This is a genomic window from Bacteroidota bacterium, assembly GCA_016715425.1.
Lineage (GTDB): Bacteria > Bacteroidota > Bacteroidia > Chitinophagales > BACL12 > JADKAC01.
The window spans coordinates 121,635-145,590 of sequence record JADKAC010000001.1; the positions used below are offsets into that span (position 1 = coordinate 121,635).

Annotated in this window: 18 protein-coding genes and 1 tRNA gene; 7 read left to right on the forward strand and 12 right to left on the reverse strand. The window is 33.3% G+C overall.

Annotated elements, in window-relative coordinates; all coding sequences use genetic code 11:
• The first annotated feature begins 11 nt into the window (after window positions 1-11).
• From IPN31_00490 to IPN31_00515, 6 genes are all read left to right on the forward strand, one after another.
• Window positions 12-845, forward strand: coding sequence for a hypothetical protein (locus IPN31_00490; protein ID MBK8680397.1), 834 nt, complete (start codon window positions 12-14; stop codon window positions 843-845).
• Window positions 846-868: 23 nt separating this feature from the next.
• Window positions 869-1,405, forward strand: coding sequence for a hypothetical protein (locus IPN31_00495; protein ID MBK8680398.1), 537 nt, complete (start codon window positions 869-871; stop codon window positions 1,403-1,405).
• A 69-nt stretch (window positions 1,406-1,474) separates the two neighbouring features.
• The gene (locus IPN31_00500) at window positions 1,475-2,455 is read left to right on the forward strand and encodes a hypothetical protein (GenBank protein ID MBK8680399.1); all 981 of its coding nucleotides are present in this window, start codon (window positions 1,475-1,477) and stop codon (window positions 2,453-2,455) included.
• 117 nt (window positions 2,456-2,572) lie between these two features.
• Window positions 2,573-3,130 (forward strand): hypothetical protein, encoded by a 558-nt coding sequence (locus IPN31_00505; GenBank protein MBK8680400.1) that lies wholly within the window; start codon window positions 2,573-2,575, stop codon window positions 3,128-3,130.
• Window positions 3,131-3,330: 200 nt separating this feature from the next.
• Window positions 3,331-4,503 (forward strand): AAA family ATPase, encoded by a 1,173-nt coding sequence (locus tag IPN31_00510; GenBank protein MBK8680401.1) that lies wholly within the window; start codon window positions 3,331-3,333, stop codon window positions 4,501-4,503.
• 557 nt (window positions 4,504-5,060) lie between these two features.
• On the forward strand, window positions 5,061-5,654 hold the full coding sequence (locus IPN31_00515; GenBank protein MBK8680402.1) for a hypothetical protein: 594 nt from the start codon (window positions 5,061-5,063) through the stop codon (window positions 5,652-5,654).
• A 112-nt stretch (window positions 5,655-5,766) separates the two neighbouring features.
• On the opposite strand, the gene IPN31_00520 is transcribed toward IPN31_00515, so the two are convergent.
• The 7 genes from IPN31_00520 to IPN31_00550 all read right to left on the reverse strand — a co-directional run bounded on the left by IPN31_00520 (window position 5,767) and on the right by IPN31_00550 (window position 13,731).
• Complete coding sequence (locus tag IPN31_00520) at window positions 5,767-6,336, reverse strand: hypothetical protein (protein ID MBK8680403.1); 570 nt, start codon at window positions 6,334-6,336, stop codon at window positions 5,767-5,769.
• A 176-nt stretch (window positions 6,337-6,512) separates the two neighbouring features.
• Window positions 6,513-6,585: transfer RNA gene (locus tag IPN31_00525), tRNA-Lys, on the reverse strand.
• A 73-nt stretch (window positions 6,586-6,658) separates the two neighbouring features.
• Window positions 6,659-7,099 carry a DUF4920 domain-containing protein gene (locus IPN31_00530; GenBank protein MBK8680404.1) on the reverse strand — a complete coding sequence of 147 codons (441 nt, stop codon included), beginning with the start codon at window positions 7,097-7,099 and terminating at the stop codon, window positions 6,659-6,661.
• A gap of 102 nt (window positions 7,100-7,201) precedes the next feature.
• Window positions 7,202-8,446: a geranylgeranyl reductase family protein gene (locus tag IPN31_00535; GenBank protein MBK8680405.1), complete on the reverse strand. Its 1,245-nt coding sequence runs from the start codon at window positions 8,444-8,446 to the stop codon at window positions 7,202-7,204.
• A gap of 74 nt (window positions 8,447-8,520) precedes the next feature.
• Window positions 8,521-9,816: a hypothetical protein gene (locus IPN31_00540; GenBank protein ID MBK8680406.1), complete on the reverse strand. Its 1,296-nt coding sequence runs from the start codon at window positions 9,814-9,816 to the stop codon at window positions 8,521-8,523.
• A complete protein-coding gene (locus tag IPN31_00545; GenBank protein ID MBK8680407.1) occupies window positions 9,816-11,915 on the reverse strand; it encodes a hypothetical protein in 2,100 nt (699 codons plus the stop codon). The genes IPN31_00540 and IPN31_00545 overlap by 1 nt, the downstream gene beginning before the upstream one ends.
• A 43-nt stretch (window positions 11,916-11,958) precedes the next feature.
• Window positions 11,959-13,731 (reverse strand): ABC transporter ATP-binding protein, encoded by a 1,773-nt coding sequence (locus IPN31_00550; protein ID MBK8680408.1) that lies wholly within the window; start codon window positions 13,729-13,731, stop codon window positions 11,959-11,961.
• A gap of 285 nt (window positions 13,732-14,016) precedes the next feature.
• Between IPN31_00550 and IPN31_00555 the strand changes: the two genes are divergently transcribed.
• Complete coding sequence (locus IPN31_00555; protein ID MBK8680409.1) at window positions 14,017-14,439, forward strand: hypothetical protein; 423 nt, start codon at window positions 14,017-14,019, stop codon at window positions 14,437-14,439.
• A gap of 47 nt (window positions 14,440-14,486) precedes the next feature.
• Here IPN31_00555 and IPN31_00560 read toward each other — a convergent pair whose 3' ends face one another.
• The 5 genes from IPN31_00560 to dnaE form a co-directional block, all read right to left on the reverse strand.
• Entirely contained in the window at window positions 14,487-15,644 is a 1,158-nt protein-coding gene (locus tag IPN31_00560) for a T9SS type A sorting domain-containing protein (GenBank protein MBK8680410.1), read from the reverse strand.
• Window positions 15,645-15,993: 349 nt separating this feature from the next.
• Window positions 15,994-18,222, reverse strand: coding sequence for a T9SS type A sorting domain-containing protein (locus IPN31_00565; GenBank protein ID MBK8680411.1), 2,229 nt, complete (start codon window positions 18,220-18,222; stop codon window positions 15,994-15,996).
• A 375-nt stretch (window positions 18,223-18,597) separates the two neighbouring features.
• A complete protein-coding gene (locus IPN31_00570) occupies window positions 18,598-19,533 on the reverse strand; it encodes a DUF58 domain-containing protein (protein ID MBK8680412.1) in 936 nt (311 codons plus the stop codon).
• A 71-nt stretch (window positions 19,534-19,604) separates the two neighbouring features.
• Complete coding sequence (trxA, locus tag IPN31_00575; GenBank protein MBK8680413.1) at window positions 19,605-19,922, reverse strand: thioredoxin; 318 nt, start codon at window positions 19,920-19,922, stop codon at window positions 19,605-19,607.
• An 88-nt stretch (window positions 19,923-20,010) separates the two neighbouring features.
• Window positions 20,011-23,583, reverse strand: coding sequence for a DNA polymerase III subunit alpha (gene dnaE, locus IPN31_00580; protein ID MBK8680414.1), 3,573 nt, complete (start codon window positions 23,581-23,583; stop codon window positions 20,011-20,013).
• Between the last annotated feature and the right edge of the window lie 373 nt (window positions 23,584-23,956).

A 23,956-nucleotide genomic window follows, 5' to 3' on the forward strand; every position in this document is an offset into this window, starting at 1 on the left:
GCAAAAAGCATATGTCTAATAAGCAAATTAAATATAATGCCGGTGTTCTTATTATCGGGTCATTATATTGGGATTCAAACAATGCTAGAGATACATGGAGATTAAATGCTTTTGGTGAATCCTATTGGCTGCATAAGAAAGAAATACAAGTTCCCTTATTTTATGGGAGATACTCTATTGAAAGAAAATGCCCTACCATGATTATTCGTAGCTCATATCACATAGAGGGAGAATATGGAACTGGCATATTCATGCCTTTTAGAAGAAGGAATCTTACAAATGACCAATTATTGTTGTATGCCCAGGATTTGTCTGAGGCAGAAGGTAGAAATAGTCAAGATTTTATAAAAGGAAATGATGTAAAATGGTGCATCGTTTTAGCTTGGTTGAATCCTAATTTGGAGGTCGAAAAAAGAAATAGTTTTATTGAGTTTTGGAAGAGTCAATATGTTCCGCCAATTGATGAATCTATCATGAATAATTTTAAGTATGATAATGAAGACTCTTCAGTATTTGATGAAAATGGTTTATTGCAATTGGAATGGCCTAATGGTTTAGAGGATATTGATATAGTTTTTCTTACCCAAACTAAACCTAGGCTTGAAGGTGGAGGTAAGTTATCTTCACCTTCCGTTAATACACTTGCAAATCAAATATTTCTACACCCTGAATATTTTATTAAGAATAGATTAAATGGAATTATTACTGTGGATGATAATGCAATAATTGCTTTGATTAAGGAAAGGGATAGAGCAGATTTAATTGCAAAAGCAATCAATAATGGTTGTTCTCAAAATGATATTGATCTATTTTTCCAAAATGAAGGGTTCAATATAGAAGTATAATCACAAAATATAAATACACACAGATGGAAAAATCAAATAAATTAGTTGGCATTGAATGGCTAATTTTTCAAAAAATTCAAAGCATCATAAGTGTTGATATGAATTGGAATCAATCGGGTCCAAAGCCTTGGACAAAGTTGGTCTATAATGCTCTAAAAGAACTTGGTGATGATTTACATTACACGGTTTATTCATCTGCCTTTAAGGAAGACGGTCATGCAGGTTGGTTGTATGACTTAATATGGAGTATAGATGATGATTCGGAACAACAGATTAATGATTGGAAAGAGTTTCGAGGATTAGGGCTCATTTGTGAAGTTGAATGGGGTGGGTATGATGCCATACTACATGACTTTACCAAACTCACTATTGGAAATGCGCAGCATCGCCTTATGATAGTAAATCATAATGATGAGGACAAAAAGAATAATCAGTGGGAGCAAATAAAGGCTTTGTGTTTAAAGGCGTCAAAATATAGATTTCAGAACTTTAATTATTTGCTTATTAGCATACCTTGGAGTGATAAGAAGAATTTGCAATATCATTCATGGAATTATTAAATTTATCAGGTATTAAAAACAATGCATCTATATTGAGTATGAGAAGCAAATTTTTATTGAAGTTATTATATGGAAGAAGAGCGTATTAAAAAAATAAGAGCTATTGTTTCGGAGTCAATTGACTTTTGGCTGGAATATATGAGTATTCTAAAAATATTTATTGAACCGGATCCATCGAACGCTTTAATTTTTGTGCTTCCAGAATCGTTTAAATATAGAGTAATTAATGTAATTGAGAATTGTTATAAAATTGAGACAGAGGTTATAAATTCTTTAAAGTCAATTAAAGTTATTGATATTAAGTTTTACGAAGAATTTCGAAATGATTTGGAAAAGCAGCTTGACAATATAAATAAAACATGTTATGAATTATTTATCAATCACGAACCTAAAACAATTCCACCGAAAGGCAAATTTATTATTACATATTTGAGCCAAGAATTAATTAATCTAGAAAAGTTAATAATGTCAATGACATTGAATATGCCTGATTCTATAATTGAATCCATAGAAAATATATTATATGAAAAGAAGAAAGGAGTTTCTGAGTTAAAAAAAGTTGATATTCCACCATATTTAATTAGTTTGATTAACAGCAATACTGATAAAAATGAGAAGAGCATTAATCAGGAACAGTTTTTATCATTCTTAAGAAATAAGGCTGTTGTTTTTCTCATTTATAAATTACAAGCTACTGAAATATTTCAGGCATTCATGGGAACAGATGAAGTAGGTTATATGAATTTGATAGCAAATGTTTCTTCCGGTGATTTCAGTTATATAGTAAATGTTTTGAGTTCGCCAAAAATAAAACAAGAGCTTTCTCTATTTCAAATTTCTAAAGAAGAAGAGCAACAATTTTTTATAGGGAATAAGGAGTTTTATATTATGGTTTATGGCTATGTAAAAAATATACAATCGGAAGGAGCAAAAGATATTGTTAGGAAGTTTGTCGAATCACGGAAGGGTGATCTTTCGGTAATTGAATTATTAAATATGATTGTGAAGTTAAAAGTAGATCCCAAATCAATCAATCTAAAACAAAATTAAAAATGATTATGCGATTCAACTTAATTGAAGCGAGTTTTTTTTATATAACAAATTGACAATAATTGGGAAGCAATACAGGAGAAGCCTATTGTTTGATTTACAAATGAGATATTTAGTATGAACTTGGAGTTAAAGTATATATGGATTAAAGATTTTAAAATACTAAAAAACATAGGATTTAATTTCAACCATTCGGGGGTACACAAGTTTGATTATTCAAATGGAATATTGAATCTTTTACCTCCATTCAAGAATAAGTTAAATTTTGGTGAAAAGATATCATCTATTACAACCATTGCAGGTCAAAATGGTTGCGGTAAATCCTCTCTTTGCGAAACTGTTATCGAAGCGATAGCCACTTTGACATATGGTACAATAAGCTATTATTATAAATTTACTGGAATTGTAATATTTGGAAACCATGTTTTTGTTAATAGGGGTATTAAAATATCAAATGAAGAAGTCCTAAAAAAAAGTGGATACCTCATTGTTAAATTTAAAGAATCTCCATTTGAATCAATGAGTGATGATATCCGAAACCAGTTTACAAATATTGGATTCATTTATTATTCAAATTTATTCGATAAAAGAGCTGAAAACAGAGCAAATAATTTATTTAACATATCTAGTTATAATCTATTAAAAAATGATAAATATTACAGCCCCATTATTTAGATGAGACTCAAGATCTTAGGAGTTCCATTTCACCTTACAACGACAAAATATCAGAATCTGAAATTCATGAATATGAAGAATCATATAGAGCAATAAAATACTACCTTCTTAGCAATAAAAGTTTACCGTTTACAGATCCTCAGAGCATTGTTATTTTACCAACTTATTTTGCTAATAATCGACGATTGGATTTTAGGAAATTGAATGACGAGCACAATGGGATCGCTTATTTAAAAAGTATATTTGAATCTATTGTTGCACGTATCTCTGAAAAGTATATAGATCATCAATTACATTCTAAAGTTGTAAATATTAGCCAAAATAAAATGGCAGATATTTGTTATACTTTTTTTAAATTTAATTTAATTTGTTATCTATTTGTAAAAAATGGATCGTTGGGTAACCAAGATGAAATATCTAATTTCATCTATCATGATAATTTTCCTGAATCAATTTTTTCAAATGTTATGCTCATTTCTGAACTATTGGATGATTACAGAACTATTTGCCATAAGGGTTATTATATAAGTGAATTTTCTCCATTTTCCTATTCGAAGATTTCTTATCCTTATGCCTACGATTGGCGTTTTTATGTCATAGGAAGTATAAAAATTAAGAACTCATTGGCAAACAGAAAATTGATTTCACGTTTTATATCAAATGAAAATACTTTGTTTGGAAACGATCAAAAGAAATCGAGCCGAATTTGCGATTACATATTGACCCCTTTTCCAAGTTCAGGTGAATATTCATATTTAATGCTTTTTAGCAGACTCTTTATGATTTTAAGCTCTTTTCAAGATAATTATGGCGATCATAATTCATATATCGTGTTTATTGATGAGGGTGAAGTAGGGTTTCATCCTTCTTGGAAAAAGAAGTATCTGAGCTGGCTATTGGATTTCTTTAATTCGCAGTTTAATAAATATAGCATTCAACTTATATTGACTACCCATAGCCCTTATTTGCTATCTGATTTGCCACCAGAAAATTGTATCCTTTTAAGAAAATCAAAATTGCGTCAACCCGAACAAGTACCGGAAAATGAACTGAAAACTTTTGGCGCAAATATTCATGAACTCCTAGCAACCTCCTTTTTTTTACAGGACGGATTAATAGGTGATTTTGCTAAGAAAACCATCCAAACAGTTATTGATTTTTTAAACACCTGGAAAAAGGGGGTTGAAATAAATAAAGGTGAAAAAGAGTTTGTTAAGTATGTCATTTCAATAGTATCTGATGAGATTGTAAGATTTAAGTTATTGGATATGTATAATGAGATATTTTATGATGAGACCATAATTGAAGATGAAATATTAGAGATGCAAAAGCGTATTGAATCATTAAAAAAAATGAGAGATGATAGGAATTAATGAATCTGTAAATACTAGAGTAGCAGCTATTAAACACACTGACTTTGTTCATGAGGAAATTGTATGCCGAGTTGATTTTTATATTGACCTTTTCAATATTATGCTACGGCTGAATAAAAATAAATCTAGTCGGAATAAACAGATCAATTATGAAGTAACAAAATTAGAATCGTTTAAAAAAATACAGGGGCAATATAAGTTTTTGATAAATGGAATATTCACAAAAACTAAATATATAACGTCCTTGAAAACTATTTACCGGATTAAGAGCAACCAAAATGTAAAATCTACACTGACAAGTTTTCAAACTAATATTATACAGCTAATTTCTCTAAGACGAAGTATCAAGAAACTGTTACTTTTAGAGTTTACAGGAAAATACAAGAAGCAATTACTCTTTTATTATAGAATTAGAAAAAAACTGAGTCAATTAAAGATCTGATTCCTTTTATTATTGACTATAAATATTGGTTCATTCACTTAAAGCATGGAAGTGCTTGGGGCCATATGAATTAATAAATGAGTTAAATTTGAGTGTATGTCCATACTGCAATAGATTGTATACAATTACAGTGGTAGGGGGCACTAAAAATATTAGACCTGAGTTAGACCACTTCCTCCCTTATCATGAACACAAATTATTAGCATTATCTTTTTACAATTTAGTTCCATCATGCGATGTCTGCAATCATATTTTGAAGGCAAGCAAATCAATTTCTTATAATGATTATTTAAATCCATTTGAACATAATTTGCATCATAAATTAATGCAGTTTGATTATGTACCTCAAACTTATGAAGCATCAATTGGAAATTCATTGGATTTAAAAGTTAAGATTAAATATGCTGGACCAAGTAAAAATTTATTACTTAGAAAAAAGGTTGAAAATAATATTGAATTATTTAAACTTAATGAGGTGTATCAGCAGCATGTGGATTTAATAAGGGAAATAATTTATAAAAGAAATATTTCAGGTGATAAATACATGAAAATTCTAAAACGGACATTTCGAGGATTAAATTTATCAGATGAAGAAATGTATAAGCTATCCTATGGAAATTTTTATAATGAGATGGAGTTTTGTAAGCGACCTATGGCTAAGCTAACTAGAGACATTGCAATAGGTGTAGGAAGTATTAAAACAATATAGGCCATTCAAATTGTTTACAATTTGTGCTCTTAAATAAAATTCAAAATTTAATTTATATAACTTATTAATTTTTATATATTTTACTTACATGTCAATTGGGTATTTACCAAATTCAAATATTTATATTGAAATTCGAATATTCATAAGAGGGTTTTAATGCCCATTTATATCGGGATGGCCGGAATATAAATCCATTTTCTTGAACGAATTCTAAATCAAATTTTTCTGAATCGTGTAAGTAATAGTCGTTCACTTTAGATGGTGCTAAGCTGCAGTAATAGTTATTATTAACAAATAGACTATAATTACTATTCGATCTATTCGTTACCGATGCTTTTACATATTTTAATTGGTGAACTTCATTAACATAATATCCATTGCGACAAAAAAACCTCCACAATGTTCCCTTATTTACATTATGTAAGCTTATATTTAATGACTCCGGAATAGATATTTTTAATCTATTCCATTCAGGAAATTGGTTTAAATAATATGAATTATCAGTGATTATGCCCTCTATTTCAAATTCCCTATGATTTACATCACTTATTAAACCGACAAATTGAAATGTTTCCAAGTACTTTTCTTCTAAAAGTTTGGATTTCTGTAGTGATGTAATATTTAACAAATTGATTTTGGCTACTTCATTAAAAAATTCTTTGTGAAATTTTACTTTGGACATATTCTTTAATATTTGTGTATTAAAGATATCATCTATAAAGTAATCTAGCTAACGAGCAAAAATAATTATGTAGCCAATTGTCTGTAATTCCAATCAATTGTTTTACCCATGTTTTACCTTAAAAACAAAAAGCCATTGTAAACTTTATGTCTACAAGGGTTTCAATTTGATTGGTGTGATCCCGCTGGGACTCGAACCCAGGACCACTACATTAAAAGTGTAATGCTCTACCAACTGAGCTACGGAATCAAAACCTTTTTTTTTAAAGGTGCGGCAAAGATAAAAGGATTATCCTTTTTACCCAAGCCTTGTTTAAAAATACTTATAAAACGATTACTCCATCTGCTACAAACACCAATTCTTCCTGCGGTTCGGTGATGGATTCTATTTCTTCTTTTGTTTTTCCTGCATCTTCTGCAAAATGGCGTTGGTCGTCAACAGATATAGTTTTTACTTCTGCAACTCCCTGCACTATTACTTGCTTGCCTTCCAAATCTTTAGGTACAAAAAATCCATAATCTTTAAATGTTACACGCATGGATTCACCATTGCCCAAATCTAATTTCATCCAACATCCTTTATTCTGACAAACACTGGTAACAGTTCCTTTTACTTTTCCTGTATAGCCATTTGCAGCAGTTCTGTCAGAAGCAAATACCATTAAATCTTTTGCATCATCACCGTTGATTTCTACTCCATATCCACCCACGCCGTTTACTACAAGAATATCTTCTGTTTCTTCTGTACCAGACATTTGATCCATTTCATCTTCGCTGTGATCTTTTTCTTTTTTATCACTGCATGCTGTAAATGCAATGAGTGCTGTAATTAAAAAACTGTAGATAAGCTTTTTCATATTCTTTTTTTATTTAGAAAATAATAGTTGAAAATAAAACGATGGTTTACGCAATTTTTCCCGCAGGTCTATATCTTCAAACATCACACTTATCGTTTCACGCAATACTTTATTTGTATTTGCTTTCTTCACTACAAAGTTAAAAAGCCAGGGATAGTTTACCAACTGCTGCATACGATAACTCAATTTCAATTCGTGCCATAAACGACGATATACAGTGGTGTCATACGCTTTTAAATAATCTGCTGAGAAATTATTATTTGCAATACATTCTTTTGCTTGCATTGCTGCACACATGCCACTCATCACCGCATTGCCTATTCCTTCGCCGGTGAAAGGATCTATTAAAGAAGCGGCATCACCCACCAGCATATAATTATCGCCGGAGAGTTTTCTTTTTTTACTGCCGAGTGGTAATCCATATCCTTTCACATCATCCACAATTTCTGCATTTGCAAATCTTTCTTTTAGTGCAGGATATTTTTCAATTACTTCTGCTAATTTTTGTTTCAGATTTATTTTGCGTTTGCTCACCACATCACTGCGCATTCCCAAACCAATATTATAAGTATTATCAGATAGCGGAAATATCCAGAAATATCCGGGAAGAAAATCTTTTAAGAAATGCAATTCAATAAAATTACCGTCATTAATTCCACTTACATTTTTATAATATGCACGCACACCGGCACAATAATGTTTTCTTTCCACTTCGATTTTACCTTGTTGTTTTGCAAACTGCGATTGAGCACCATCGGCAGCAATAACAAGTTTTGTATGAATTTCAAAAGCGTTGTTTTTTGTGCGCACTATATATCCATCAGTAATTTTTTCAAAACTTTCTGTTGCTGTATTTTCCAACAAATGAATTAAGGATTGTTGTTTTACAAGATTGATAAGAAAATTATCGAAGTCAATACGTTTTGAAATAAATCCCGGTGCAAGTCCCCGTTCTTTATTACTTGCATAATCCATTTTAAAAGGAATGCTCAGCGCCTCCTGATTGGGTGCAACAAATGTTACTCCCCAGCAATCGAGTGTTTTAGAATTAATGCTTAATTGCGGAATAATATTTTTATCTAATCGGTTGAATACTTCCACTACTTTCCCGCTGAGTGCATCACCACAAATTTTATCTCTGGGAAAAGTGGCTTTATCAATTACAATACAGGAAATATTTTCTTTTGCAAGAAACAATGCAGTGGCTGCACCACCCGGTCCTGCACCTAATACTAATACATCTGTCTTTAAAATTTCTGCCATGGAAGCGCAAAGGTAAACAAGCGAAAGGGGAAAAGAATTATTAGTGAGTAATTATAAAAAGAGGATTAAAACGTTTTTTTAATAGTACCGAATACAGAGGCAGTATTAAATGTATTGGGTGCGATGAAACCGAGAAGACTATTAGAACCAACACGAAGAAATACAGAATTAAATATTTTTTTTTCTATATCAACACCAATTCCAAAACCACCAAAGCCACCCACATTTATAATTCCTGAAATCTGTAAACTTTGATTAATAAAATTTTTACCGAATCTACCATATAAATAAATCTGATAAGGTGTAAATAAATAATATTGCGCTCCTGCATTTATGAATAAATCGTTGCTTGAAAAATATTTAGTAAACGATACATTTAATTTAGCCGGTGTTGCAGTTCGAAATGAAAGATTAGTAGTATCAATACCCAGAATATCAAAAATAGAATCATTACCTCCATCACTGTTTGTTCCGCTTGCATTAAATACATAAGTGATATCAATGCCGTCAAAAATATAACTGGTATCGGCAATATAATTATTGGGTGTGTTATTCCAATACATCATTCCCATATCCTGAATGCCTACATTTATTTCAAATCGTTTTTCTTTGTTTTGAAATTTTGTAAATACATCAAAACTATATCCTGTTCCTTTGGTGTTATCAAAACTAACAGGTTCATTGCCACTGTTATTATATTCAAAATCCATAGTGATATCAAGATATTCTCCACCGGGTGCTGTTGCCAAAATACCTTGATGGATATTTGCCTGATTTGCAGAAAGTCCTTGTACAAATCCACCTGCAATACCGAGAATAAGATTTCCTTTTTTTACCGAAAACTGTTTTACAAACCCCGCTTTATATTCTATTAAAGAATATCCACTGAATGCACTATTAGAAAATGTAGCAGTATCACCTTCATATAATTTATTTCCATAAAAAGCGATATTAAAAAAATCACGGGTGTATGCCAGTGATTGAAAATAATTATAACTACCACCAAAAAATATTGCTGAATTTTTGCAAAGGCTATCTGTTTTAAAACTGATGTAGAAGTCTGATTCAAAATCTAATCCGCCATAATTTAAATCTTTCAACCGTTTGCTTACATTATCTTTTTCTTCATCATCAATGTATCCGCCAAATAATAATTTATCGGTAAATGATACCGGTTGAGCAGAACTGCCCACTAAAAATTCAGAACCAAAATGCACACTTACTTTTCCGCTATCGGATAAATGCAATTGCGTTGGATCAAACCATGAAAAAATATTTGATGAAACCGAATATACAGAATCTGTTTGCGCAGATACACTGAATGCTATTGCAATAATTATAAAAGTAAACAGGTTGCGCATCAATAGTTACCCAAGTTTATGCGGTAATTAAAATCTGCCCGCAAATTGAAATGCAAATCGTAATCACTATAAATTCGAATGTGATCGCCGCAGCCGGGTAGGGTAGTGGTATTATATCGCACAGTTACTATTGCATTTTCTGCAAGCAAAAAATTCTGCATGCGGTCTTCATTAATAAACACTTTCATCTCTGTATTTGTGCTGTCATACACTCTGCAATCGGGAGATAACACACCGGCTTGAATTGGTGTTGCAGAAAAATCAAGACTGTCTAATCGTGTTCCGAATTCATCTATAAATACAAACCATAATTCTGCTTCAAACGGAAAATCATTATCCACTTCTAAAATCAAGTCGCCACTTAAAATATTTTCAGGATGATCCATTGCATTTAAATCAACAGAAAATTTATCCTGCATCACCAAATCATTAGCAATTAAATTTAATGGAACCACCATATCTAAATTTGCTTTGAGTCTGCTGTCTTCTAAAATAAAATCCTGATAATTATATGCGTTACCATTTGGATTAATATCCATAGTAACATCATAACTTATTTCATCGGGTAAAATCTCTAACAACTCTTTAATATTGGAATTGGAAGTATTTAAAACCACATTTGTAATGCCGGGTAAGAAGGGATTTTTTTGCGCACGATGTACCGGAATTATTTGCCCAACTACTGTAGGTGCTATTAATGTTTTAGAAATTCCGCTGCGTGTATTTGTTGCAGTCATACTGTGTAAAATTGCATTCGCATCTGCACCAATTCCATTTTCAATATTCAATAACACATCCACCTGATCAAATAAAAGTTCGCCGGAAATAATTGTTCTAAATACATCAATATTTTTCAATGTATCTTTTAATATTTCGGTGGACTGACCTAAATATCCTTCTACAGATTTTGGTATAATATCTTTTAATCCATACACTAAAGAAATACTATCGAGTAAAGAAATGGTTACCACATTTCCGGTAGAATCAATACTTGCAACAAACTCTTGATAAAATGTATTGTAACCAATACCGCTGCTTCCACGCAAATCAACTGTGTAATCATCTAAAGGAAAAGCTTCACTCACCGTAGTACTTCCACCAACAGGCGCAGGTGGCACTTTGGTAATTATAGAAACATTATTTCCGAAAGGATCTACAGCACCCGGAATATTATACACGATATAAATAGTATCCTTCATCGTACTTACCACATCTATCACCACATTGCCCGATTTAATTTCCATACTTGTAAATTCCGGACCACCCATATCATATACCACATCATTTTTTCTGTTCACTAAATTTTGTGCGGGAAATATTGCAGTAGCTTCTAATAAATTTAAATCATAAGCCGACATGGTAATAACAAATGCATCTGCAGTATCAATTAAAACATTTTCGCCAAGACTACCCGGCGAATCAAAATTTGTTATCTCGGCAATTAAATCTCCATCCACAGTTTTGCCGTCTAAAGATGTTGTTGAAATAACTGTTTCTCCAACATCAATTAAAGGGATTGTTTCATCAACGATGATTGCACCATCAGAAGAATTTTTAATTAACAACGAAAGATTTGTCAATGGAATTGGAAAACCATTATATACTTGAATATCTAAAAATCCGGTTTCAATAGTTGCCGATTCAAAAAATGAATTTGCATCAATAGGTTGTTCGCCGGAACTGAAACCTAAAATTGGATCTATCGGCACCATGTTGCCATTGTTTAAAATAATATAAGTGCCATAAGGAAATCCTAAAGCAGTAGCAACCTGACCTAATGAAATTTGATTGGTTAATGTGCGGTCGGTTAATCCTAACGAATCCAAAGAAACATATACCTGAACAATGGTATCGGGAATTGATAAACCTTCTTCCGCAAGATTTAAATCAATTAATTGTTGACGATACACAAGGTCAACACCATCATCACTATTAATTTCTTTCAGACTGTCGGCAAGAATATCGGTGATGTTTAAATTACCCTGAAGAATAGGAGTGAGCAATCCGATATCCCATGTCGTATCTTCTTTACGACGACAACTGTTCAGCAAAATTGCTGCAACAATAATTAATATGATATGAGTGGTGAATTTCTTCAAGTTGAGTAATGCGAAGATAAACAGTTAAAATAAGGTGGTTGCATCATACAGTTAATAATCGTTGTTTTATTGCTTCTACATTACCTTTTGGAATTGCTTCAATCAGTTTTTTAGTATAGTCAGATTGCGGATTATTATAAATAACATCTGCAGGTCCTTGTTCTTCAATTTTTCCTTTATTCATCACCAACATACGATCGCTCATAAATTTTACAACACTGAGATCATGGCTTATAAAAATATAACTAAAACCAAATTCGCTGCGCAAATCCATTAATAAATTTAATACTTGCGCCTGCACAGAAACATCGAGTGCAGAAACTGATTCATCACAAATAATAAATCTGGGATTTAATGCCAATGCTCTTGCAATACAAATTCGTTGACGTTGTCCGCCGGAAAATTCATGCGGATATCTGCCATACACATCCGCCGGCATATTAACTTTTTCCAATAACTCAATTGTTTTTTCTTTGCGTTGTTTATCATTATTGTAAAGTGCATGTACTTGCATCGGTTCTAAAATTGCATAGCCGATTGTCAACCGTGGATTTAATGAACTGTATGGATCCTGAAAAATAATCTGCATTTCCTTGCGCACTTGCTTCATCGCATTATGATCTAAAGCAAGAATATCTTTACCCATAAATTCTACTGTTCCTGAAGTAGGTTCTTGCAAACGGATTATAGTGCGACCTAATGTGGTTTTTCCGCAGCCACTTTCACCAACAAGTCCTAGTGTTTCGCCTGGATAAACATTTAGACTTACATCATCCACGGCTTTAATCCAATCTGTTGTTTTACCTAAAAAATTTTTATTAGTTGGGAAATAAGTTTTTAAATGTTCAACTTTTAAAATTGGATTTTGCTTTGGAAGATTTTCTAATCTATCTGCAATTTCTTTTTCAGTAACAATAATCTCGTGCAAATCTGTTTTTTTTTCAATGATATTTCCATCCGCATCCTCTTCCATAAAATCACTGATCACCGGTAATTTTTTCAATCGCTTTTGCAGAGGTGGTCGGCATGCCATTAAACCTTTTGTATAAGGATGTTGTGGATTTTCAAAAATATCGAGCACAGTTCCCTGCTCCACAATATGACCTTTGTACATTACCAAAACACGATCAGCAATATCTGCAATTACACCGAGGTCGTGCGTGATGAACATAATGGATGCTCTGATTTTATTTTTCAGTTCAGCCATCAAATCCAATATTGTTTTTTGCACAGTTACATCCAACGCAGTAGTCGGTTCGTCGGCAATTAAAATATCGGGATTACAACTCATCGCCATTGCAATCATCACCCGTTGTTTTTGTCCGCCACTTAATTCATGCGGATATGCTTTATAAATGCGCAATGGATCCGGCAATTGCACACTTTGAAATAAAGAGAGTGTAAGTTCCTTTGCTTGTTTTTTATTTTTCTTTTGATGCAACATTATTGCTTCATCCACTTGAGAGCCGCAAGTAAAAACAGGATTTAAACTTGTCATGGGTTCTTGGAAAATCATGGAGATATCATTCCCACGAAAGCGCCGCATTTCTTTTTCAGGAAGCGTTGCTAAATCAACAATACCTTTTGAGTCATGATATAATATTTGACCACTCACTATTTTTCCCGGTGGCCAGGGAATTAGTCGCATGATAGATAAAGAGGTAACAGATTTACCTGAACCTGATTCACCCACAATGCCAACGGTTTCTCCACGATAAATATTAAAAGAAATATTATCTACGGCTTTTATAGTTCTTCCTTCACTATAAAAATGAGTAGATAAGTTTTTTACTTCCAAAAGCAATTCCTGCGACATGGAGTAAAAATAAAAAGCTTGTTTAGATTATGTTGTAGGATTTAAACAAACCTGCGTTGAGTATGTAATAAAATCGGGAATAGGTTGGCTTATATCAATTTACTTTCGCTCTTTGCTACATGGGAATCAAAGTAGATTCTGGTTATATTTCCTTCTTTGGCTTGAATTCCCGACCTTTGCATACAGTTTCACTTAATTTTTATTACAAATCACCATTTTCTTAGGATATATACTTGTTTAATGATGGATAAGCGGATTTCTTAAGAGAAGTAAATTCTTTGAAGTATGACACGAAACATGGGAATTTGGATTGACGGCTCAAAGGCTGTGATAATTGAATTAAATGGCGATGAGGCTATTATTCAGGAAGTGCTGGCGAATGTTGACTACCGGGAAAGAATTCCGGGCGAAGGAAAAAACGCTGCAGGATTTGGCAATCAGTATTTTGACATGGAACACAGAAAGGAACACAGAATACAAGATCAGCGAAAACATTTTTTGGATAATGTGCGCACACATGCACTTAGTGCAGATCAATTAGTAGTGTTTGGGCCCGCAGGTACAAAAACGGAACTTGAAAAAATGTTTAGATTAGATCATATCATGGCTGGAAAATTATTGGCAGTACATACTGCACCTGTTATGACACATAATCAAATGACTGCCTGGATACGTAAGTATTTTAAAAATACGCATGTAGAGTTGTAGTCATTAAAAACACATTCCGGATTTTATTTTTAAAGCAGTAGATTTTTCTACTGCTTTATTATTTTTTGGAATTGATATTTGCCGTTTACTTTACACATCACAGTATAAATTCCCGCAGCAAAATTTTCAATGGTAATTGTTTTTGTTATCGTTGTTTCAGATTGGTCTGTATAAATACTTTTTCCGCTAATATCAAAAATGCGTACATCACTGATTTGTGCATTGCCATCCGATGCAATTATTATATTGGAAATAACAGGATTTGGTGAAATAGTTATTTTAATAGAATGCATTTCTGTTGTAAAAATATCTGTCAACACATCTAAACTATAGCGTGAAAAAAATCTCCATATTTCCTGACTTGCATTAATATCTAAATTGGTAACACCTAAAATAAATATGGTGCCCGGCCATGTATGTCCACCGCCATTAATTCTGAAAAATTCCACATCGGCATTATTAGTACCACCGGAATAAATAAAATGTGTTGCAGTACATCCATCACCCGGATTTGTATCTGGCACTTCTATAACTTCTGGTGTAGGATTGCAATTATTAAACTCTACCCAATAATTCACCACATCTTCAATCGGTATAAATGATTCTGTACCATCATAAGGAACGGTAAGGTCTGCAGTGCCATGAATTTCCATAACCGGAATTGGATGGGTTGGCATAATTGCGGGAAATCTTTCATAAGTAATATCACCGGTAACGGAAGCAATTGCTGCTATGCGTTCACTTAATTCGCCGGCTAGAGAATAACTCATAAAGCCACCATTACTCATACCTGTTGAATAAATTCTGTTGGCATTGATATTATAATCAGATGAAATTGTATCAATGAGATTAGAAAGAAATTTTACATCATCCACTCCAATATTATCTGCAACAAAGCAATTCCAATATTGAAATCCATATATGTCAAACGTGCCATCAGGACAAACTAAAATAAAATTTGCGGTGTCGGCAATATTTCTAAACTCACCATAAAATTCCTGCTGAAAAGCGTTGGAACCATAGCCATGCAAATTCAATAATAATGGAACAGCAGAAGAGCCATCATACATTGCCGGAATATACACTCTGTAACTTCTAGTTAATCCATCAACCACAATATTTTCAATTAAAGAAACTTGTGCTTTTGCTTTTGGTAAAATTGCAATACACAATAGTAGTATCAGAATAAATTTTAATTTTCTCATAACTGCAAAGTTAGGAAATTGATTAGCTGATGAGTTTTTAATGTGCAAATGTGATTAATGTGCAAATTAGCAAATGTGCGAATGTGCAAATGTGCAAATGTGGTTAATGTGCAATTGTGTTTAATGTGGTTAATGTGCAAATGAGATGATTAGCCGATGAGATGATTAGCTGATTAGCTGATGAATTATGATGTGCCCTCAATATCTATCGGGATGCAAATGAAGAAACCCTAAACTCGAAACACGGAACCTGAAACTCGAAACCTGAAACTTTTTTCATTGTCAACTGTCAACTGTCCATTGTCAATTTAAAAAGTCAATGGTTTAAGTTTTTTAAATTATTTAGCTATCAAAGCTTCACAAATTTTTCAATGTACTGCATATTATTATTTGCTAATTTAATTAAATACATACCTGATGGAAAGTTTGAAATATCAATTGTTGTTACCGCTTGTATAATTGTAACTTCCATTAAATGTTTTCCTGTAATATCCATAATTATTAATAGTTCTGATTCATTTAATGATTCTAGTTCTACAGTGATTTTATTAGAGCTTGGATTCGGGTAAATGGAAAACATCGGGTTTTGAATTATATTTTCTGTTTCACCTTCTCTGCAAGCTACGGTTACTGTTGCCGTATTTGATAATTTACTACATCCGGTTGGGGCTTTGGTTACCAGACATCTGTAAACACCGGCAGTGGTTGCAGTATAATCTATGCTAGTTGCGCCCACTATAATCACGTCATTTTTAAGCCATTGATATAATAATCCTCCTCCTGCATTCGCAGAAAGTATTACGCTGCCTCCGGGACAAAAAACCAATGGGCCACTTGCAGAAACAGAAGCGTTAGGATTTTTTTTCACATCTACAACAATGCTTTCAGAGATTGCTGCACCACAATCAGTAATAACCTTACAAGCATATATTCCGCTTTTATTTGCAAGATAAACAGGACTGTTTGCACCCGAAATATTATTTCCATTGCGCTTCCATTGAAAAGTACAATTGCCATTATAAGTTACACTTAAAGGCACATATCCACCAGTGCATAATGTAGTTACATCTGTTGCTACAATTGCAGATGTTACCAAAGCATCTTCGTCAATAAATCCATCGCAGTCATCATCCCTTCCATTGCATACTTCTGTGGTTGGAAGACATGTATCGCCTTCTAATTTTATAATCCAAAAATCATCTGGAGCACCCCCTATTGAATTAATAGCGGCTTCAGTTTTATTTCCTGAAATATTTGATCGTGAAGTACCTCCCAGCAAGATTCCGCCATCATTGGTTTGAATCATTGATCTGAACCAGTCAAAATCAGAACCGCCATATACATCTTGCCATAAAATATTACCTACATTATCCAATTTTAATAGCCATAAATCTTTGTTTCCGAATTTAGGAACAGTTTTATCAGCCGATAAATTAGTTTCGCTGCTGCCACATAATAAAAAGCCTCCATCTGCTGTTTCTTGAATCTGTGCGTCAACATCACTATCATTTCCACCAATAGTATTTTGCCAAACAATATCACCATCTTCATCTAATTTCATTATCCAAAAATCTTCATCGCCTTTTTTATTTTCTGTTTTATCTCCACTTGCATTTGAATTAGAATAACCTGCAACAATATATTGGCCATCTGAAGTTTCACTTACAGATCCCAAATAATCATCACTATTACCACCAATTGTATTTTGCCATTCAATATCTCCTTCAGGACTTAGTTTTATAATCCAGTAATCATAGCTGTCATTAAAACTTGGTTCTAATTTTTCTCCGGATAAACTTGAATTGGATTCACCACCAACGATATAACCTCCATCAGAAGTTTCATAAATACTTTTTGCATAATCATGATAAATACCATCAATTGTATTTTGCCATTCTATAGTTAAGTCTGCATTTAATTTCACAATCCAGTAACCTTCCAAACCTACATTTACTTCTGTTTTATCCCCTGAATTACCGGAGTTAGAATTGCCGGCAATTATATAACCTCCATCTGTAGTTGCATGCATATCACTTAAAAAATCATCACCTTTTCCTCCAATTACATCCTGCCATTCAATTTCACCATCCGCACTTAATTTTACTAACCAGTAATCATACGTTCTTCCACCACCACCATTTAATTTACAGGATTCAGTTTTGTCGCCACTTGCAAAAGATGCAGAACTGCCTCCGAGCATACAACCACCATCTGGTGTTGGACAAATTGCAGTTAAGCGGTCATAGTAATCACCACCAATTGTATTTTGCCAGATAATGTCGCCGGCAGGTGATAGTTTAATAATCCAATAATCGCTGGTGGTAGATAAGAGTATATTGTTTTCGGATTTATCGCCAGAGGCTTGTGAATTAGATTCGCCTCCAACATAATAGTTACCATCAGCAGATTGCACTACGGAATTTATAAAATCATTATCACTTCCTCCTATTGTATTTTGCCATTGGATAGCCGGCGCCTGTGCATTTGCCTGAAATACATTGAGTACAAAAACTATAAGGAGGAAGAAAAATAATTTTAAAGTATTGGGAATATTTTTGAGAGAGGAAATATTTTTCATAAGTCTGATTTTTTGAATTAATTAATATAGAAAGGTAATAAATAATTTTTGAATGGGAATTTTATTAACGAATGTGCGAAGGTGCCAATGTGAGAATTAATGATTAGCCGATTGGTTGATTAGCCGATTAGCAAATGTGAAAATGTGCAAATGTGGCTAATGTACAAATGAGATGATTAGCTGATTAGCGGATGGGTTTAATGTTAGGATTGTATAACTGTCGAATTGTGTAACCGTGTAATTACAAATAAAAAAGATAGTTTGTGTTAAATAACATTTAACCTTGAAATATTTAACCCGGAACTTGAAGCCCAAAACACGGAACTTGAAACCTGAAACTCGAAACTTTTTTCATTGTCAACTGTCAATTGTCAACTATTTCATCTTCATCCGCTTCACCAAATACGGCATTAAAATTTGCTTGAAATCTTTATTGATATCGGCTTCTATAAAATCAATTTTATATTGATGACAACGCAATTGCAATTGTTTTAAATATTGCTGCATCTGTTCTGTATAATGTGTTTTCACTTCATTGCTGCGCACCTTCACTTTTTCTCCCGTTTCCATATCTACAAACACATAAGGGCGATTGTCGAAAGTGAAATCTATTTCTTTTGATTTGTCAACTACATGAAATAAAATCACTTCATGTTTTTTATATTTTAAATGTTGTAATGCTGAAAATAAATCATCAGGATCTTCTGTGCTATCAAACATATCACTGAATATAATTACCAGACTCCGCCGATGTAAACTCTCTGCAAGTTGATGTAAACTTTTTGCTGCCTGCGTAGTGACATTTCTGCTTTGTTTCCCAATAAAATTTTCAAGTTGCGATTGCAATAATTTATGATGCACATTATTGGATGCTGCTTTTGTATGCAATAACATTTCATCCGCAAATATGGATAAGCCCGCTGCATCTCTTTGCATTTTTAATAAATGAATTAATGCACTTGCACAAACGGCAGAGAATAAAATTTTATTAAATCCTGTACCTTTTTGTTTGGCTTCCGGCTCGGGATAATACATGCTGGAAGATGCATCAATTACTATCTGACAACGTAGGTTTGTTTCTTCTTCAAACTTCTTTGTGTACATGCGATCTGTGCGTCCATATACTTTCCAATCCACATATCGCACAGACTCACCCGGATTATAAATACGATGTTCGGCAAACTCTACTGAGAAACCATGAAATGGACTTTTATGCAAACCGAGAATAAATCCTTCCACAACCTGACGAGCTAAAAATTCCAGATTTTCTACCCGGCGGATGTCCTGCATTGTAATTAATGGTGATATCATAATTGTGCTAAACTAAAAAAGCCTTCTTACAACGCAAGAAGGCTTTATCAATTATTTTTATTCTGATTGAATCAGATATGTTGTTTAATCTTCGCTTCCAAAACACTTTTAGGAACAGCACCCACTTGTTTGTCCACTACTTCACCATTTTTAATAAATAAAATAGTAGGGATGTTGCGGATACCATATTGCTGACTCACATTTGCATTGTGGTCAACATTCAGTTTACCGACATTAATTTTTCCGTCATAATCTTTTGCAAGTTCTTCAACGATTGGACCTACTACACGGCATGGGCCACACCATTCTGCCCAAAAGTCAACAATTGATAATTTGTCGCTGTCGAGCACTACTTCTTTGAAGTTTGCATCGGTAAATTCTAAAGCCATAATTGAAATATTTTTTAATTTTTAAAAATTGAATACTCCCATAAAACACCATGAGAACCATAAAGTTCCTAAACAAAGGTAATGAACCTCAGATAAGCGACACACTTAAATCTCCTAATTTCTCCATTGCCTTCACTGAATATTTATTGATTTGCACAGAACTATTGGTTGACCGGAAATGCAACTCACATTGTCCATCACTAACATTTAAAACCATACTGTCTTTTCCGGGATATTCTTTAATTAACAGATCAACGTTATGAATAAAATCTTTATTTACTTTTTCAAGTGGTACAGATAACATTGCTTTCATTTTTTGTTTTTCCCGCACCTGACTCAATAGTAAAATATCATTCACTCGCAAATCAATTTTTTCCTGATCACGGAAACTTGGTTTTACAGTTGCCTTCACACAAATGATATATCCCGGCTCTTCCACAAAATGCTTAAACCTTGCGTACTGCTCACGAAATAAAGCACACTCAATAGTTTCAGAAAAATCTTCAATATGGAAGATTATAAATTTCTCACCCTTTTTACTCATGCGAGTTGTAGAGCTACTCACCAAGCCAATTATAGAAACATTCTGATCAATGAATTTTGGAATTTCTTTGATAGCACATGTACGCAACGCTTCTATTTCAATACGCTGATCATCCAATGGATGTCCACTCAAATATATCCCGCATACTTCCAATTCTTTTTTCAATTTATCAATCAGATTCCATTCAGGAATTTCAGGAATGTTTGGTTCAGCAACTTCAATAGAAGCCATTTCTCCAAATAAAGTAGGTTGATCACTTTGACCTCCATTTTGAAAACTGTTTCCATATTTAATTGCAGACTCAATCATGTTATTAGATTCGCCGGAAACATTTTCCAAATACGCAGAACGATTAATTCCAAACATATCCATTGCACCTGCAAGCACTAATGATTCTAATGTTTTTTTATTTACTGTACGCAGATTTACACGACGTACTAAATCAAACAAACTATCAAAATTTCCATTGGTTTTGCGTTCATCAATTAATGCATTTACCGCAGCACCACCCACACCTTTTATTGCTGCCAATCCAAAACGAATTTGCCCTCTTTTATTTACTGAAAAATGTAAATAACTTTCATTCACATCCGGACCTAAAACAGGAATATCCATTCGCCGACATTCATCCATAAAGAAACTCACTTTATCTATTGCCGACATATTATGTGTGAGTACTGCACTCATATATTCTGCCGGATAATTGGCTTTTAAATATGCAGTTTGATACGCCACCATCGCATAACAAGTGGAATGTGATTTATTGAATGCATATTGCGCAAATGACTCCCAATCAGACCATATTTTTTCGCACACTTTTATAGGATAATTTTTTAGTTTACAACCATCCATAAAGATGCTCTTCATCTCATCTAATTCTTTACGTTTCTTTTTTCCCATCGCACTTCGCAATTTATCTGCCTGCACTTTTGTAAAGCCGGCTAACTTTTGCGAGAGTTGCATCACCTGTTCCTGATACACAGTTATGCCATAGGTAGGCTCTAAAAATTCCTGCATATCCGGGAGATCGTAAGTGATTTTTTCTTTGCCGTGTTTGCGCAAAATATAACTGGGAATATACTCCATCGGACCGGGACGATACAATGCATTCATTGCAATTAAATCATTGAATTTATCCGGCTTTAATTCTTTTAGATATTTCTGCATACCTGTGGATTCAAACTGAAAAGTGCCGTTTGTTTCAGCTCGTTGATATAATTCAAATGTTGCTGCGTCATCCAATGGCAAATTATCCAAATCAATTTCAACAGCATGATTTTCTTTAATCAGTTTTAATGCAGTTTTTAAAATGGATAGTGTTTTTAATCCTAAGAAATCCATTTTAATTACACCAGCACTTTCTATATATTCACCTTCGTATTGTGTTACATATAAATTCGAATCTTTTGCAGTTGCAATAGGAATTAAATCTGTAAGATCTTTTGGTGCAATAATAATTCCCGCAGCATGAATTCCGGTGTTTCGCACAGAGCCTTCTAATTTCAATGCTTCTTTTAAAACGGTTGCTTGCAAATCATTCCCTTCATAAATTTTCCGCAATATTTTTACTTGCGCTAAATCATCAGATGATAAATTTTCTTTTGCTGCTAAACTATTTTCTCCGGTGAGTGGAGCTAATATTATTCTGTTGAGATTTGTGCCCGGACGATCAGGTACACACTTCGCTAAAATATTTGCTTCGGACAAGGGTAAATCAAGCACACGAGCCACATCTTTAATACTGCTTTTTGCAGCCATCGTACCGTAAGTAATTAATTGTGCCACTTGCATTTTCCCGTACTTATCTACCACATAATCTATCACACGCTGACGACCTTCATCATCAAAATCTGTATCAATATCCGGTAAACTTTTACGATCGGGATTTAAAAATCTTTCGAATAATAAATCATATTTTATCGGATCAATATTCGTGATGCCGATACAATATGCAACGGCAGAACCGGCGGCAGATCCACGGCCCGGTCCAACGAATACACCAATATCTTTTCCGTGATTTATAAAGTCGGCTACAATTAAAAAGTAACCGGCAAAGCCCATTGTTTTAATAGTAAACAATTCATATTGCAATCGCTCTTCTACTTCGGGTGTAATTTCTTTATAGCGTTTCTTTGCACCATCATAAGTGATATGCGTAAGATATGCATCCTGATTATCATAACCTTTTGGAATTTGAAAATGCGGTAATAAAATTTCTTTATGCAGATCTAATATTTCAATTTTATCTACTATCTCATTTGTGTTGTCAAGAGATTCCGGTACATCTGCAAACAGCAATTCCATTTCTTTTTTTGTTTTGAAATAAAATTGATCGTTGGCAAAAGCAAAACGAGTTCCTCTGCCAACAGAATCATCATCACTAAAATCTTTTGCTTTTGGTGTTGCTTGTTTTTCACCTGTATTAATACACAATAAAATATCATGTGCATTGGCATCCTCTTGTTCCACATAATGTGCATCATTGGTGGCAATTGTTTTTACTTTATATTTTTTTGCCCATTCCAATAACACGGCATTTACTTTTACTTGATCAGCGATATTATGTCGTTGTAATTCGATATAATAATCTTCACCAAAAATATTCAGCCACCATTTAAAAATTTCTTCTGCTTCACTTTCTTTTTTGCGCAAAATACCTCTCGGCACTTCTGCTGCCAGACAACAAGTGGTGGCAATTAATCCTTCATGATATTTTTCGATTAATTCTTTATCAATGCGAGGATATTTTCCATAGTTGCCTTCAATAAAACCAAGCGAACATAATTTCATTAAGTTGCGATAACCGGTTTCATTTTTTGCTAATAATACCTGATGATAACGCACATCTTTTTCTTCACGGGTAAAGCTGCGGCGATGTCGATTTTCCACCACATAAAATTCGCAACCTACTATCGGTTTTACTTTTAAAGAGCCATCATCATTTTTGCGCTTTTGTGCTTCGGCAACAAATTGAAATACGCCAAACATATTTCCATGATCGGTAATAGCGATTGCCGGCATATTATCCGCTATTGCTTTATCAAACAACTTTGGAATAGCAGATGCACCATCTAAAAGTGAGTATTGGGTATGTACGTGTAAATGCGAGTAATTCATGCAGTAATGGTTTCTTTTTTCACAGCTACGAATTTAAGAAATTGATGCAGGTATTTTTCAGGTAGGCTTAATTTTTTTTATGCACAGAATGTAGAGAAATTATTTGCGGAAATTGAGGGAATTGTAGAACTGTTGAATTGTAGAATTGTGGAAATGAAAAGTGTAATTGTCGAATCGGAAATTATAGCACTGTAAAAAAGTAAATGAAAAAATGAAAAAGTGAATAATTAATAATTACAAGATGGTGAATAACAAAGGAGTGATCAGTAATCAGTAATGAATAATCAGAAATGATTAATCAGTGATTAATTTTATTTTCAATGGTCAAAGTCAATAGTCTAAGTTGTCAATACCCGATACTCGATACCCAATT